This window comes from Paraburkholderia aromaticivorans, assembly GCF_002278075.1.
In the GTDB taxonomy this organism is placed as follows: Bacteria; Pseudomonadota; Gammaproteobacteria; order Burkholderiales; family Burkholderiaceae; genus Paraburkholderia; species Paraburkholderia aromaticivorans.
Window position 1 is genome coordinate 84203 of the sequence record NZ_CP022994.1, and the last position, 15096, is coordinate 99298.

11 protein-coding genes and 1 pseudogene are annotated in these 15096 nt (G+C 59.9%); 5 read left to right on the forward strand and 7 right to left on the reverse strand.

What is annotated here, in order from left to right; genetic code table 11:
- Positions 1 to 114: 114 nt before the first annotated feature.
- Positions 115 to 1476, forward strand: coding sequence for an IS110 family RNA-guided transposase (locus tag CJU94_RS40015; RefSeq protein ID WP_095423975.1), 1362 nt, complete (start codon positions 115 to 117; stop codon positions 1474 to 1476).
- A 97-nt stretch (positions 1477 to 1573) separates the two neighbouring features.
- Positions 1574 to 1705 (forward strand): H-NS family nucleoid-associated regulatory protein, encoded by a 132-nt coding sequence (locus CJU94_RS42185; RefSeq protein ID WP_425272258.1) that lies wholly within the window; start codon positions 1574 to 1576, stop codon positions 1703 to 1705.
- Between the two features lie 57 nt (positions 1706 to 1762).
- Here CJU94_RS42185 and CJU94_RS40025 read toward each other — a convergent pair.
- Positions 1763 to 2937, reverse strand: a protein-coding gene (locus tag CJU94_RS40025) for an IS3-like element ISBxe1 family transposase (RefSeq protein ID WP_095423976.1) whose coding sequence is annotated in 2 segments (ribosomal slippage) — positions 1763 to 2682 and positions 2682 to 2937 — 1176 coding nt in all. Because the reading frame shifts where the segments join, the coding sequence is not laid out codon by codon here.
- Between the two features lie 245 nt (positions 2938 to 3182).
- Between CJU94_RS40025 and CJU94_RS40030 the strand changes: the two genes are divergently transcribed.
- Positions 3183 to 3581, forward strand: a complete 399-nt coding sequence (locus CJU94_RS40030; protein ID WP_095423998.1) for a hypothetical protein — start codon at positions 3183 to 3185, stop codon at positions 3579 to 3581.
- A gap of 91 nt (positions 3582 to 3672) precedes the next feature.
- Here the strand turns inward: CJU94_RS40030 and CJU94_RS40035 are convergent, their stop codons facing one another.
- From CJU94_RS40035 to CJU94_RS40055, 5 genes are all read right to left on the reverse strand, one after another.
- Positions 3673 to 4386: a hypothetical protein gene (locus CJU94_RS40035; RefSeq protein WP_095423977.1), complete on the reverse strand. Its 714-nt coding sequence runs from the start codon at positions 4384 to 4386 to the stop codon at positions 3673 to 3675.
- Positions 4387 to 4488: 102 nt separating this feature from the next.
- Entirely contained in the window at positions 4489 to 5397 is a 909-nt protein-coding gene (locus tag CJU94_RS40040; protein ID WP_095423978.1) for a DUF72 domain-containing protein, read from the reverse strand.
- Between the two features lie 110 nt (positions 5398 to 5507).
- Positions 5508 to 7316, reverse strand: coding sequence for a phosphoadenosine phosphosulfate reductase domain-containing protein (locus tag CJU94_RS40045; protein WP_095423979.1), 1809 nt, complete (start codon positions 7314 to 7316; stop codon positions 5508 to 5510).
- A 76-nt stretch (positions 7317 to 7392) separates the two neighbouring features.
- Positions 7393 to 7947 (reverse strand): hypothetical protein, encoded by a 555-nt coding sequence (locus CJU94_RS40050; RefSeq protein WP_341868394.1) that lies wholly within the window; start codon positions 7945 to 7947, stop codon positions 7393 to 7395.
- Between the two features lie 194 nt (positions 7948 to 8141).
- Positions 8142 to 9161, reverse strand: coding sequence for a UPF0149 family protein (locus CJU94_RS40055; protein ID WP_095423980.1), 1020 nt, complete (start codon positions 9159 to 9161; stop codon positions 8142 to 8144).
- Positions 9162 to 9826: 665 nt separating this feature from the next.
- On the opposite strand from CJU94_RS40055, the gene CJU94_RS40065 reads away from it, so the two are divergent.
- Both CJU94_RS40065 and CJU94_RS40070 read left to right on the forward strand, forming a co-directional pair.
- Positions 9827 to 11506 (forward strand): phage integrase family protein, encoded by a 1680-nt coding sequence (locus tag CJU94_RS40065; RefSeq protein ID WP_095423982.1) that lies wholly within the window; start codon positions 9827 to 9829, stop codon positions 11504 to 11506.
- Positions 11503 to 14484, forward strand: coding sequence for a Tn3 family transposase (locus tag CJU94_RS40070; protein ID WP_095423983.1), 2982 nt, complete (start codon positions 11503 to 11505; stop codon positions 14482 to 14484). Before CJU94_RS40065 ends, CJU94_RS40070 begins: the two co-directional genes overlap by 4 nt.
- Before the next feature lie 305 nt (positions 14485 to 14789).
- Here CJU94_RS40070 and CJU94_RS40075 read toward each other — a convergent pair.
- A pseudogene (locus tag CJU94_RS40075) lies at positions 14790 to 14885 on the reverse strand (IS6 family transposase); the annotation flags it as partial.
- Positions 14886 to 15096: the final 211 nt, after the last annotated feature.

The following is a 15096-nucleotide window of genomic DNA, read 5'->3' on the forward strand; positions in this document are numbered from 1 at the left end:
GTAACGAGATGGTGGCGCATGAGTCTGCAAAGTTCAAGCGGCCACGAATGAAACACCTGGCAGTGCTGCCCAGCAACGAGCCCTCTGATTCGTTGATAAGGAGAACACCAACTCATGGCTTCTATCAGCAACGCACCGGTGCGTCACCGAACCGTCGGCATCGATCTGGCGATCAGTGCCGTACAGGTCGCCCAGATCTTCGATGATGGACATGCGATTGGCAAACCGATTCGCTTTCGTTTGACGTCAACCGACCTCAGGCGTTTCGTGTCAACCATTAAGAACGGCGTCAGCGCGGAAACGCCGATCACTGCAGTGATGGAACCAACCGGCATGGCGTGGTTTCCGGTGGCGAACTGGCTGCAGCGTGCAGGAATCAAGGTCATTCGGGTCAAGGGTCAGCGCGTGAAGGCATTACGCAAATACCTCAGCGAGCATGCCAAGACCGATGCGGCCGACGCGCATGTATTGGGCGCAATACCTGGCTTTGGTGGTCGTGGCCTCGATCCGGTTCATGTGCCTGGGCCCGAGCAGCATTCACTGCAACGACTGACCAAACAGCGTCACCGCTATCAGGAATTGGTATGTTCTGCGCGACGCCGTGTTCTTGATCTCATCCGCTGGGCCTGCCCGGCCCTTGAGCCTGTGTTGCCCGATACGGTTACGCAACTCACGTTGGCGATTCTGGGCGAGCTGTTCGATCCACGCAAGGTTGTCGCCATGCGGCGCGATGTACTCGCACGGTTCCTTTCGCGTCACGCCTCGGGCAATCATCCCAAGAGCGGACCGTTTATCGATTCGCTGGTCGAGAAACTCAAGTCAGCTGCCGAGGAGACCATTGAGCTGCATGGTGACAGTGTCGATTTCGTTGCACTGCAATTCGAGGTGGCACAGGAAGTCGAACACTTGCGCCTGTGGGACTGTCACGTTCGCGCGATCGAGCGTCAGGTAGAGCAGATCTATCAGCGGGTGCATCCTTCCGATGCGCTTCGATCTATTCCTGGCATTGGGGCGACTTTGGCTCCCCTGCTTATCGGCGTCCTCGGCTACGCGAAACGCTTCCGTAATGAGGATCACATCCGTGGTTTCTGCGGCATGTTTCCGACCAGGAATTCATCGGGTGGGATCGAGAAGCCCGGGCAGAGGCTCACAAAGAGCGGCAGCGATCGCGTCAAACGGGCGCTGTACATCGCAGCGGACGTCGCACGCAAAATCGATCCTGACCTTGCAGCCGTGTACTGGCGCCTCATGGTGAACAAGGGGCATCACCACAAGCAGGCCATATGTGCTGTTGCCACGCGTTTGGTCAACCGGATCTATCGTGTCCTGAAGACTGGAGAGCCGTATGTACTTCGGGACCAGGAGGGAAACGAGATCACCGTCCAGCAAGGCAAGCGCATTGTCGCTGAGCGATTCACAGTGCCGCTCGAAGTCCGCCAGTCTCGAAGGAATCAGCTCATGCCAGAACCGGCGTAAAACATCATTCAAAGGCCGCGAACAAGCGTTGACAGTCGGTACGAGATCACTGCGCGACCTTCAGCAGGCGCATGGCGGCCGTCAATCCCGCGTCATGATGACGGGCACTCAGGAACCCAAGTACAGAGACCCGTCGAGCGGGGCCACCTGGAGTGGCCGCGGACGCGCGCCCGGCTGGCTAGCTGGCAAAGACCGCACCGCATTTGAGATTGCCTCACCCGCGTCTTGACCCGCGAACCCAGCAGTGACGTTGCCCGCGAATTTCGGATCCCTTAGCTGAGTGAGATTATGCCACCCGTTGGTTCTGGGCAGCGTACCAGTCCCGCTCGAACTGCATCGGACTGACGTAGCCCAACGTCGAGTGCAAGCGCGAATGATTGTAGAAGCTCAACCAGTCGATTACCTCGTCCATCGCTTCCCGACGCGTTGCAAAGCGCTGGCCAAGGATGCGTGCTCGCTTGAGCGATCCCCACAAGCTCTCGGTCGGCGCGTTGTCCCAACAATTTCCTCGACGGCTCATCGAGCTGCGCATGCCGTAGCCCTTAAGCAGGTCCTGGAAGTCACGACTGCAATACTGGCTACCGCGGTCGCTATGGACGATCAGGCCCGCTTCCGGCCGGCGGCGAAACCACGCCATACGCAGCGCGTCAGACACCAGCTCCGTGCGCATGTGCGGCTGCATCGACCAGCCCACCACCTGACGGCTGAACAGGTCGAGGATGACGGTCAGAAACAGCCAACCCTCGTCCGTCCAGATGTACGTGATGTCCGTAGTCCAGACCTGATCTGGACGCGCGGGAGAGAAGTCTCGTTGCAGCAGGTCCGGCGCGACCGGCAGGCTGTGGTTGCTGTCGGTCGTGACCTTGAACCGGCGTTTGGTCTTCGCCCTGATGCCGTGCAGCTTCATGAGCTGTTGGACACGATCCTTGCTGACGCGAATGCCCTGGGCCAGCAACTTCTTCCACACGCGCGGCCAGCCGTACTCGCCTTTGGATTCAGCGTGCACGGCCTTGATGTGCACCAGCAGAGCGTCGTTGCTGATGCGTCGGCGCGCTCGGTCAGTATCGACATCCCGCGCCTTGCGCGCGTGGTAACCGCTGGGGCTGACACCCAGCACCTGGCAGCTCAGGGACACCGGCCATTGTCGGCTGTGAAGCTCGATCCAGGCGTACTTCATGCCGACACCTTTGCAAAGTACGCCGTGGCTTTTTCCAATATGTCGCGCTCCATTTTCACGCGTGCCAACTCCGCGCGCAGTCGGGCAATCTCCATCTGTTCAGGAGAAACCTGTTTGCCTGCGCCGTTCAGCTTCCCAGCGGCATCGGCCTTAACCCAGTTGTGCAGCGTCTTCGGGCTGATACCCAGTATCTTCGCCACCGCCGCCATGCTCTGGCCGCCGCGGACCATGCGCACGGCTTCCAGCATGAATTCCCGCGTATATCGGGCTCTCGGATTACCCATCTTTCCTTCCTCCTTGCGTGAGTTTTACACACTCAGCAAGGGATCCATTTTTTGCGGGCAAGCTCACAGCGCATAGCCGGTCGGCCGCCGAGGCACCCGTTTCCATGCTGCTACCATTGCGAGAAGCCCGCTGACTTGTGGCGGGCGATCTAACGGGAGCGATGAACAGAATGGCGTCAAGCCGAAAGCGCGCGGGCGACAAAAAGATGGCGCGCAGGCCACTTACCAAGACGAAGCTTTTGCCGATGAACGCCGCACTGGCACGCGACCGGTCACTCTCCTGTCACGTGGCGCTGGACGGCTGGCGTCGGGGCCACGGGAACCGCCGCATCGTCAACGAGATCATCCGTGCGACCTACATGACGTGGTTCCTTCAGTGCGCCGGTTACGGCGACGCGCACGTCGAACTCTTCAAGGTCGCCGAGTGCGCTGGGGAAGTCGCGCTGATGAAGGCGGACGAGAGCGGTGAACAGGAAGGCTGGTCTCTGGACGACGAGTGGGTGTCCACTTTTACCGAGATTCTCGCCCTCCACGACGCCCAGCTGCGCACCGCCCCGCTGCATCAGTACGAAAGCGCCGAGCGGCGCCTTCTCGCTTTCCTGCATGGACCCGAGCGTTCCCCTATTCCCGCGCCCAACGACTGACGGAGGAAAGGCTTGGCTAGGCACGCTCAGTGATGATCTCTGTCGTTGCCCGCCCAGCGGACGTTGTTCATGTACCGTCGTGAAATTGTTGCTACGCGCTTTCGAGCGCGTCGGCGAACTCGTCCCAGAAATCAATCGTCGCACGGCCGTACGCTAGGAGATCGGCCATCGTGAGATACAGGTCCTCGCCGGACATCGGCCGATAAATACTTGGCGTGTAGCGAATCGGCATCGCCGCGATCCCAGCCTTCGCATGATGCGGCTCGAAGAACTCAGGTCGCCTAGCCTTGAGCTGATCACCTGCTCCGCCATCGGCATGCTTCACGGTATTCGCTAATATCCGCAACTCATCGATCGTCGACCACGTCGATAGCTGAGTGATGTCGAATCCTTTGTCCATTAGGCGCGTCTGTAAAACTTCCACCCGCAAGAACTTGTTTTTGCGCTCTTCGTTCGGATGCAACACTTCCTTGCGATGGAAGGCGAGCAGCTGTTGCTCCCATGTGTGATACAGAATCGGTGCAAACGAGTTGATGAGCGCCTGTCTGACGGATTCCATCCCGGAATAATGCTTATAGCCAGCCTCGAACGCTGCTTCTGCCAACATGGACTCGTCTACCACGTCCGGATCGAGCGGCATGGACATCATGTCGTTGTACGTCTTCTCCTGGAGCGCTGTGGCTTCAGCTTCGATGCCGTCGAAGGTCGGCAGAAGGCGGTGCTCGAGCGCCTCCAGCGTCCGTTCAAGATGCGACTTGAACATGCGCTGAAAATAGCCGCGCCAGAACGTTGCGTTGTGCAGCATATGGGTTCCCAACGGCTTTAATGGTTGACGTGGGGCGGATTGTCGACGAACTAAGCGACCTCGTCGACCGTCTGTTGATGGCCGCCTGCTGCCTTCTGGCGCTCAAGGCCGGATTGCGCTGCCGCCGAGGATCTGCATCAAAGTCTTAGCGTTTCGCTGTCCTTGGTCTTCCCAATTGTTGTTGAACACGACGTGCGTACGCTCGACGCGTTTCGCGATTTCACTGATCGGCCCGGCCAGCTCCCCTAGCTCATCGTCGTTATAGTCGTAGTTGAAACGAGACGACGCCGACGTAGCACCCTTGATATTCCACGTTTCATGATTGCGCCCGTGGAGCCGAATGAGCGCGAGACTGGTGTTCGTGACTTCCCACACTGCTGGGATTGAATTTGCCGTCGTATTCGGCTCGTCCACGACGACGTTAACGAATGCGCGTTCACGCTCCATTGCAAGCGTAGACTCACGCGCTTTCTCGGAGAACCATGATTTGTGCCGGAACTCAGCCGCGAGCGTGAAGCCTTCCATCACGTCGGCGCAGTGCTCGACGTGCGCGCGTCCGTCATCGTTGTTCACCACCCACGGCGCAAACTGGAAATGAACGGCGCCCAGCTTCCCCGCCCGCCGTAACGGCTCAATCGCCTCAATGTATCGACGCCAAAGCTCGCGCAAAAGCTCTCCCGGTGTGTCCTTGTAGTACAGGTTCTTTTTGTCGCTCACGGGTAGCGCGGCCTGTATATCTTTGGGTAGCTTCGCGCGGTCTGTTTGGTGGCCCGTGAACAGGCGGAACGCCTTGACGTTAAATGTGAAGTGGGCAGGCGTCCGCTCCACCCACAGTACGGAGTTGGAAGCGCTCGGCATCGCGTAGTAGCTTGAATCGACTTCAACCAGGGGAAACTGCGTCGCGTAGAACCGCAATCGGGCTTCGGCGCTGGTGCAGCCCGCCGGATAGAAACGCCTGCTTGCAATGAGTGTTGGGTCTGTCCAGCTTGCGGTACCTACGAAAATAGTCATTGGACATCCTTCACGGAAGAGACTTCGCGAACTCACAATAGCAGTTTTCCAAAAAAAATCCCCGAGGTTTGGGCCTCGGGGATGTCGAAAGGTTGCTGCCCGCACGCGTGTCAGGCTGCTGCGGCAAACAGGTCAAACTGCGGAGAAACCGGTTTGATCATCGCCGTGTGCGCCGCGTCACTCACACCGTTTTTGATCAGGTGCGTGTCCAGCTCGTCAGGCGTCAGGTTAAGACGTTGGGCGAGCCGGCTGAAATACTGCCCTCGCTTTGCCATCTCCTGATAACGCTGGGCCATGCCAACGGGCAGCCTCACAAAGCCTTCGTTCAGCCAGAACCGGGCCGAATCCATTGCGTCGTGATTCTGCGTCTTCAGCATGAACGCAGTGTCGTACGTGCAAGTCACGAACTCGCAAGCGGCTTCCGCATCCACCTCAAACTGCGAGGCTTCCTGGAAGTACACCATTTGCTCGCCCGCCGACGTGCGCGCGTACCAGCCTGCACGGTGCGGATGCCGATAGCGATTCCACTGCTCTCCTTCGAAATCGCGAAGGCCAACAGTTGGTGCCTCACGGTCATACCGATCCACTGGATACCAGCCATGTAACTTGATTTCCACCTTCGGCTTGGGATCAACATGAGGAACCGCATATCTGCGTCCGAGCACGTTGACGTCATGCCACGCAGCGAGCGCAGGAAACGCATGCGGGGCGTAGTGGTGCATCGACAGAAAGAAATCGATCGCTACAAGCTGCTGCGGCGTCACGAACTCGAACTGCGGATCACAAAGCGTCCGGTTGTTTTCCGTGTCGGCAATAAGGCCCCTCGCCAACTCTCCCGAATGTCGCTCTGCGCGGTCCCGCTCATCCGCGTCGATCGACAGCAACATACGCAACATCCGCATGCGCTCGAAGAAGCCATAGGTATCCGCCTGAATCCGCGTGTACCCAGCATCGCTTAACGTCCTGCCCACCAGTTCACGGCGTGACAGATCCCACTGGATTGCAAGCAGATAGTTGCGGAACTCATTCAACGGCATCAGGTGCGCGTGTTCCGGCTCCTGAACCATGAACTCCATCGACTTGTCGCGAGCGCCAGTCACGCCGCAGAAAGCGCATCCGAACCGCGACCCACAGGCAGCACGCGCGCCGCTCTCGCCTGCCACGACACCGCAGACGCCGCCATTGCCTGCGCGGTAGATATCCGAGAGTCTTGCGATGGTTGCAGGCTCCAGCGGGCTGCTAAAGCCCAGCGAAGAGTCCGCCATACATCCCAGCATCGTCCAGACATCGTCAGCCGTCCAGTCTTTCAGCGGAGACAGTGACAGCGATCCAGACGCCTGCCGTGTCGCCACCTCCGCCTGTTCATTGCGCTCAGTCATAGCGACGCGCCGCACCGCAGACTCATCGAGCCTCGTTCCCACGACGCTGATGATTTCCTTCACGCGGGCCGACGATGCCTCCTTTTCAAGACGCGCCCGAAGCCTGCCCTGTGGCTGCAATTTCCAGCTATCTGCGCAGGCTCGCATCCGCTTGCCGTCCCGCACGCCATTCTCAGGAGTTCGGACCAGCGTGCCCCGCCCGATCGTTGAGACAACGAACTGCGAGGCGAGCGAGGGCTGTGTGACGTGGATCTCGACCGGCAGTCCAGCGTCCTCCACGAACATCGCCACCTCGTCAAGCATCGCATGCAGGAAATTCGCCGTACTCGGGTTTTCGATTGTCGTATCCGACGAAGTGATGTAATGCCTGATGTCAGGCGCTACCTGCTTTGCGCGCCTCACTGCTTCCAGCATCAGCACCATCGCACAGGTGCTGTCCTTGCCGCCGCTTACGCCCGCGGCAAGCACATGCCCCCGCTCGATATACGACTGCATCGACGCGATGGCGCTTTCCATCAGGGTATGAATGTCACGGTCCATCTGTTCGCTCCGGAGAAAAATGGGAGCGACCCTTTCGGGATTCGGCTCCCGAGAGGGTTAAATAGTCAGGTGTTCACTACAAGGTCAGACCCAGACTTGCGACCTGCGCCTCTTTCAGCGACTGGTCGGCCGCAGCAAAAAGATCCGGCTGTCGAGTCGCCCGATCGAGGCGAGGCAAGGCGTTGGAGAAACGGCTCGGCCCGCTGCCGTCGAAACTATCAGCGCCGGCGGCCGCACAAATGTGAATGCGGCGAGCCGAGTTGACGCGACCGACATGCAGATGGCAATTCCGTCGACGCGCAAGGAGTCCCCACGCTTCGGCAGTCGATTCCTTCCACTCCGTTGATCCGCCAATAAAAATGCCAACGACGGGAGAGAGGTAGGGCGCGACGTCTTGTAGTTGCATTCCGTTCTGCACGGCGATGAGCAGTTGCGACGGCATCCCTCGCAGACGCTCCATCCAGCGCAGTGAAAAATCGAGCGACCCGAGACCGCCCAGGACGATGTCCGGAAGGACGATCCAGTCGGCGCGCTCACCGAGCTTGTCGACCACTGCCAGAAAGGCAGACTCGTCAAACGGCTCGCCGCGCTGGTAAGCGGTCCACGCGCCGTTATCGATCGCGTAACGCATGCCTTCGGCACGGTGCTCGCCTTTCGCGGAAACAAGGAGGCGCCAGCCAGCACGCGCGAGCGCATCAAGATTGCGTCGCGTGCCGGTCCGGCTTGCATATCCGAGGGTTGACCGGGATTCGCAAAAAATCCGCCGCATCTCGGCCTAAGATGCTGATATAAAAGAGAAATCGAGAGTGGCTTCAGAGGAGGCGTTCAGTGCTTCGTCACGTGTGCTGGTACGTCTCCCATTACCGATTCAATGCCATGTGCGTCGATTTCGTTGAACGCTTCGGCCAGCGCAGCACTATCGGTTGGGAACAATTCGTCCCACACCGTGGATGTCCCGAACGAATCGATGATTTCCAGTATCCAGCCATTGCGGCTCTCGCTTTCGGATCGATAGATGTGCACGTCGACAGAGGTGCCACCGTGAGTGACACGCGTGGAGAGCGGGGATAGCGCAAGCGGGTGAAACGCATCTTCCGTTGTTGGGCCTAGCGAATCGACGAGAAACAGGTCTTCATACTCGTTCTCGTCTTGCTCGTCCGAATCGCTACGCGCAGTCTGCCGGCTTGTCGCCGCTTTCGGTATTGAAATTACCGAGATCATATGCGGGCGCTCACCCCGTTCCATCAATTCTCGGCGATTCTCGCACCAGTATCGATGGATATTGAGTGCGGATGCCTTGAGCAAGTTTGTAAACGACCGACGTTGCTCGATCGTGTAATCCCGCTGTACCAGATCCTGGTATCCGGATGCTGTACCGAACAACAGGATGATGTTAAACCAATCGGGGTGTAGTTCCATCAATGAATCCCAAGCCTTCCGGTCGATGTCTATGCCTTTGCAATAGCCCTCGCACCATTCGTCGAGAATGAGAATCTCTTCCGCCTTCCACTCGGTCGTGTGCAGTGGAGGCTCGAACAGATCGGGACATTGGCTCAGGGCGTTGTTGATGTCATTCCAGTACTGGATGATCAATCCAGTGACCTTGCGAGCCCGTCCTGCAGAAAGAAATCTGGCCTGACGAGTTGCGTGTCTTGCATCCCAAACCCACGGAAGGATCGCGCTCGGCATGATCATGTTCGGACCAGAGATGATCGCGGTCAGGAAGCCGTGCAACATGACGACATCCATCGCATCGTCGCAAACGGCATTGCTCGAAAGAAAGCGTTCGAGGAAATCAAAGTCTTCGTCAGTTAGAGGCTCGTCGAATTCGGAATCGAGATTCATGGTATTCCCACGGTGGTACACGGTAGACGCGATGCAGATCGCCTGTGCTGTCATTGTCGCTGACGTGCAACTCAATGCAGCGCTCGCACGCAATCATTTCGGCGAGCGGCGGGATGACGACATTTTATCCGATGGGGCGATGTGTGAATCGAGTTCGCTTGCACAACTAAATATGGTTCTACAGTAATCCAGCCATTTTTCGCTGGAAACCGCCGTCGGACAAGGCGGAGAGCCAAAAACCATCTCAAGTAAAGTTGGTCCTATCGCGCCCCCGGCCGTCAACTAAACATGGTTCTCTCTGAACGATTCACTTAAAGTTGGCCCTTAATGGCCAGACCTTTCAACGCAATAACCCTATCGAACGAGCAGCACTTCCCGCAAAGCTATGCAAGGGCCGCCAGTCTGGCAATAGAGCCCACTCTTACTCCTAGTGACGACGGCGCTCATTGCCTGAACGCCGTAGTACCGACTTTAGTTGAAATTTAGAACCGACTTTAGTTGCGTGAACGCGAGTTGACGGTCGGAACACCGACGAATTTCCATGCATCCCTATCGCTAACCCTTATTATCGATAGGGGTACATTTTTCGATGAAACTCCTGTTTCGGGAAACGTGCCACACCTGACGTGCCGCTCCCCGGCCATCACGTTGCCTATAATCTCCGGATGCCGAACGTTCCGTTGCCCCCGTCCTTTCCTGACACTGCGTCCCTGTCCGCGCTGCGCGCGTGGTACGCAGGCGTCGGCGCGCGCGAGGCGGTCGAACGTTATTGCCCGCAGGCGCTCGAAGGCGGCCAGTCTGCGCGCGGCGTGATCGGCCGGATTCGCCGGCAGCTTGCCGGTTTCGCCCTCAGCCGGCATCGTGCAGATCTGGCCCGGCTGTTCCAGTGCGCGGCGGGCGAACGGTCCCGTCACCGCAAGGCCGCGACCCGGGCGCTGGATATCCTACCAACGCTTGCGATCCCGCAACCGCAGGTGAGCGATGCGGTCGATGTCTGGCTGCCAGCCCGTGTTGTCCCCATGCTGCATCAGCATGGCATCCGGACGCTGGCTGATCTGACCGTGCGCATCCCTCGTCGGCAGCGCTGGTGGCGCACGATTGCCGGACTCGGCGTGCGCAGCGCACGTCATATTGAGGCCTTCTTTGCCTCCCACCCGGTACTTACCGAACGCGCCCGCGCGCTGATCGTGGTGGCGACGCCGGAACCCGTGGTGCCGTGGGAAAACATCCACGTGCCACATGACGTCGACGGCTCGCGTGGCGCCTTCCGCGCACCGAAGCCGATGTGCGCGCTCGAGGCCGATAACGACTATCAGGCGATCAGCGCCTGGCTCGACCGGCACGAAGCCGCCGAAACTCAGCGTGCCTATCGCCGGGAAGCCGAGCGCCTGCTGCTCTGGGCGATTGCCGAGCGCGGCAAAGCGCTGTCTTCGCTCACGAGCGAGGATGCGACCGCTTATCGTGCCTTCCTGCGCCATCCCACACCCCGCGCCCGGTGGGTCGCGCCGGCGCGACCGCGATCGTCGTCCGAATGGCGGCCGTTCACGGGCGCGCTGTCGCCAGATTCCATCGCCTATGCGCTGTCAGTTCTGAGTGCAATGTTTCGCTGGCTGATCGAGCAGCGCTACGTGCTCGCGAATCCGTTTGCCGGCCTCAGGGTGCGCGGCGCGCAGCGCAATGGTGAGTTGGACATCTCGCGCGCCTTTACGGCCGGAGAGTGGGAGTTGATCCGCACGATTGCCGATGGCCTGGAATGGTCGCATGGCTGGGCGGTTCCCGCCGCACAGCGTCTGCGCTTTCTGCTCGATTTCGGTTACGCGACCGGCCTGCGCGCAGGCGAACTGGTCAGCGTTACACTCGGCGGCATCATGACCGGCACGCGCGGCGAGCGGTGGCTTCACCTCACCGGTAAGGGGGCGAAGGCTGGCAAGGTGGTGCTGCCGCCGCTCGCACGATTTGCGTTGGACCAGTACCTGATGCAGCGCGGTCTGCCCGTGAGCCCCGCACGCTGGGCACCGGATACGCCGCTGCTCGGCCATCTCGATGAACCCGGCGGCATCACCACGCCGCGTCTGAGGGAGGTGCTGCGCCGGTTCTTCCGGACCGCCGCCGACGCAATTCGGGCCGACCACCCGGCACTCGCCGACAAGCTGCAGCGCGCGACGCCACACTGGCTGCGCCACACGCACGCAACAAATGCTCTCGCACAGGGCGCCACGCTAACGACTGTGCGCGACAATCTGCGTCACGCGTCGATCACAACGACCTCGATCTACCTGGACGACGACGAAGTTCAGCGTACCCGGCAGATCGAGCAGATCTTTGCGCGGCGGCAGCCAACGTGACGACTGTCCACGAGACCATCTATCCGGTGCTGCCTGCGGAGCCGGGCGCGGCGGAGCTGAAAGCGGCGTTCACGCCGAGCGCCGCGGAAATCCGCTTCGTGCGCCGGCAATCCCGGCAGGAAGCCTCCGCCGTATTGATCATGGTGCAGTTGAAGCTGCTGCAGCGTCTCGGTTACTTCCCGATGCTCGTGGAGGTACCGCCCGCCATTATCGATCACATCCGGACGTCGATGCGGGCCCGCGTCCTGTCCCGGACGGCGATCGCACGGTATGACGTGTCGGGCACCCGCATTCGTCACCAGAAACTGCTGCGCGGCTGGCTTGACATCCGGGCGTTCGATGCGAGTGAGGCGGCGTCGCTTGCTGAACTGGCGTCGGCGGAAGCCCGGACAAAGATCGAACTGCCCGATATCATCAACGTGCTGATCGAGGAACTGGTCCGGCGCCGGTACGAGCTGCCGCCACTGGCAACGCTGCAGCGCATCGCCACGCAGGCGCGCAACGATCACAACGAGGCGATCTATGGGGCCATCACCGGCGCACTCGACTCAGCACTCGTCGAACGCATCGACGCGCTTCTCGTCGTCAAGGCAGGCAAGTCCGGTTGGGACGATCTGAAACAGGAGCCGAAGCGACCCGCCGCGCGGGCGATCGCCAGCTTCCTCAAACATATCAACGGGATCAGGACACTGGCGGAAGGCTTGCCGGCGCCACCCTCGATCCTGTCTGTTAGCAAACGAGCCCAACTGGTCACCGAAGCGCGGGCCCTGGACGTCGCGGAACTGCGTTCGCTCAAGACCGCGAAGCGTCATGCGCTTGCGGTACTGTTCATCCAGGCGCAGTTGCAGAAGGCGCTTGATGACGTCGCTGAGATCTTCATCAAGGTGGTGCGCAAGCTGGAGTCCTACGCAAAGGTCCGACTGCAAAAATATCAGCTTGAACACGCCGGTATGCTGGAGGGGCTGGTCGGGCAGTTCCGGGACGTCCTGCAGATTCTCCAGGATGAGGGCGTACCGGAGCCTAAGCGGTTACCGAAAATCCGCGAGGCGCTCGGCGACCCGGCCGAAGCGCTCGCGCAATGCAACGAGCACATCGCTTATGCCGGGCAGTTCGATCTGCCGTTCATGCTCGTGCCGTACCGCACCCAGCGCTCGCTGCTGTTCCAGTGCCTGGACGTGCTGCCGCTGCAATCGAGCTCGCAAGACCGCGCGGTGCTGGTCGCGCTCGCGTGGCTGCAAGGTTTCCGCAACGCGCACCGCGAATACCTGCTGCTGACCGACAACGACCTCGCGAACCTGCCGCTGGACTGGTTGCCGGAGAAGTGGGAGCGCGCGGTGTTCCCGCACGGCCGGGACAGCCGGATGCTGCACCGCCGGTTCTTCGAGCTGGGTGTCTTCAGCCAGATCATGCGGGAACTGAATTCCGGCGATCTTTACGTCGAGGGTAGTGATCGCTTCGACGATTATCGGGTGCATCAGGTCTCCGACGAGGAATTCCGGCGTGAACTGCCGCGCTACTGCGAGATCGTGGGCTTGCCCACGGACGGCAAGAGCTTCGCGAAGGATCTGCGAGACAAGCTGAACGCAGCGCTCGACGAGGCCGATGCGAACTTCCCGGCAAATGACAGCATCGAGTTCGTCGATGAGGAACTCGTCATTCACAAGCCGGGCAAGGAGCCCGAGCCGCCGAACCGCACGCTGATCGATCAGGCCATCACGGCGTCGATGCCGCAGCTCAGCATCCTGGATCTCCTCACCGAAACCGAGCAGTGGCTCGACCTGCATAAACTGTTTGGACCGCTATCCGGGTTTGACGCGAAGATCGACGATCCGCGCAAGCGTTTCATCACGACGCTGTTCTGCTACGGCTGCAACCTGGGGCCGAGCCAGACGGCGCGCTCGGTGAAAGGGCTCACTCGCAAGCAGGTCGCCTGGCTGAACCTGAAACACGTCACGGAGGAGCGGCTCGACAAGGCGAACGTGAAGGTGATCAACGCGTACAACCAGTTCGCGTTGCCAAAATACTGGGGCAGCGGCAAGCGCGCGTCGGCCGACGGCACCAAGTGGAGTCTGTACGAGCAGAACCTGCTGTCCGAGTATCACGTTCGCTATGGGGGATACGGCGGGATCGGCTACTATCACGTATCCGACATGTACATCGCGCTGTTTAGTCACTTCATCCCGTGCGGCGTCCACGAAGCCGTCTACATCCTCGATGGGCTGATCCTGAACGGCGCCGACGTCAAGCCCGATACGATCCACGGCGATACGCAGGCGCAAAGCGGTCCGGTCTTCGGTCTGTCGTACGTGGTGGGTATCAACCTGATGCCGCGCATGCGCAACATCAAGGATCTCGTGCTGTACAAGGCTGACCGGCGGCGCAAATACAAGCACATCGACAGCTTGTGCCGTCAGGCGATTGACTGGGCACTGATCGAACGTCACTATGCCGACATGATGCGCGTTGCAGTGTCGATCAAGGCAGGCAAGATGACGCCGTCGACGATCCTGCGCCGCCTCGGATCGGAGAGCACGAAAAACAAGCTCTACTTCGCATTCCGGGAGCTGGGACGCGTGATCCGGACGCTGTTCCTGCTGAAATATCTCAATGAACCGGACCTGCGGCGCACGATTCACGCGGCGACCAACAAGAGCGAGCAGTTCAACGACTTCGCACAGTGGCTGATGTTCGGTGGCGAAGGCGTTATCGCCGAAAACGTCCGGCACGAGCAGCGCAAGGTGATCAAGTACAACCACCTCGTCGCGAACATGGTGATCCTGTACAACGTGCAGTGGATGTCGCGCAAGCTGAAGGAGTTGCAGGAGAAGGGGCATCCGGTCGATGCCGAAGTACTCAAGGTGCTGTCGCCGTACCGGCGTGAGCACATCAACCGGTTCGGGGACTATTTGCTGGATCTCTTACGTTCCGTCCCACCGCTCGATCCGACGATTGATTTCGCATTCAAATCAGCGGCTTAGGCCGAGATGTGGCGGATTTTTAACGAATCCCGGCCAGGCCTCAGTGACGCGGCGATCCGATCATGCGAGAAGCCGCCGTCGAATTTAAGTCGTAAAACGTCCTTGATCATGCGCATGTTCATCCGGTGTGCGGGCATGCTCTCTCCGGCAAAAGCCGGCGAGCATAGCCCGCGTGGTTGATGTCATGCGCAACGCCAATCCTGCCTTCCGGTCCGCTCGGTCACGTTCCCGAATTGACCGGTCACGTTGCCGAAATCGACGGTCACCATCCCGAAACGGCCGGTCACGTTCGTCCGAAATACGCACAGGCTCAGGCTAAACCGGAAATACCACCGAATCACGCAGCTGATGACGACGGCGGGGAAGCGGTGACCGTGATAAAGCGATTTCGTTTTTTCCATCACTTTTTTCTACCGCCGCATCCCCCATCAACCTGACAGTGCCCGCTGTTGACGTCCCTGAGGAAGGACTGGACGAATTTGTCGTATCGCACGCTGGTACAATAGCCCGTGTTGTGCGGTACAGGCAAAAGAGCAGGGTGGAAGTTAAGCACCTGCTCCTGTTCCAGCTCTTTCGGCATCGCTATCACTTGAGGCGCGCAGCTCGCCGGCG

Bases quoted from the DNA above. Each gene is read 5' to 3' on its own strand.
- CJU94_RS40015 (WP_095423975.1), top strand. From the start codon at position 115: ATGGCTTCTATCAGCAACGCACCGGTGCGTCACCGAACCGTCGGCATC.
- CJU94_RS42185 (WP_425272258.1), top strand. From the start codon at position 1,574: ATGACGGGCACTCAGGAACCCAAGTACAGAGACCCGTCGAGCGGGGCC.
- CJU94_RS40030 (WP_095423998.1), top strand. From the start codon at position 3,183: ATGAACGCCGCACTGGCACGCGACCGGTCACTCTCCTGTCACGTGGCG.
- CJU94_RS40035 (WP_095423977.1), bottom strand. From the start codon at position 4,386: ATGCTGCACAACGCAACGTTCTGGCGCGGCTATTTTCAGCGCATGTTC.
- CJU94_RS40040 (WP_095423978.1), bottom strand. From the start codon at position 5,397: ATGACTATTTTCGTAGGTACCGCAAGCTGGACAGACCCAACACTCATT.
- CJU94_RS40045 (WP_095423979.1), bottom strand. From the start codon at position 7,316: ATGGACCGTGACATTCATACCCTGATGGAAAGCGCCATCGCGTCGATG.
- CJU94_RS40050 (WP_341868394.1), bottom strand. From the start codon at position 7,947: ATGCGTTACGCGATCGATAACGGCGCGTGGACCGCTTACCAGCGCGGC.
- CJU94_RS40055 (WP_095423980.1), bottom strand. From the start codon at position 9,161: ATGAATCTCGATTCCGAATTCGACGAGCCTCTAACTGACGAAGACTTT.
- CJU94_RS40065 (WP_095423982.1), top strand. From the start codon at position 9,827: ATGCCGAACGTTCCGTTGCCCCCGTCCTTTCCTGACACTGCGTCCCTG.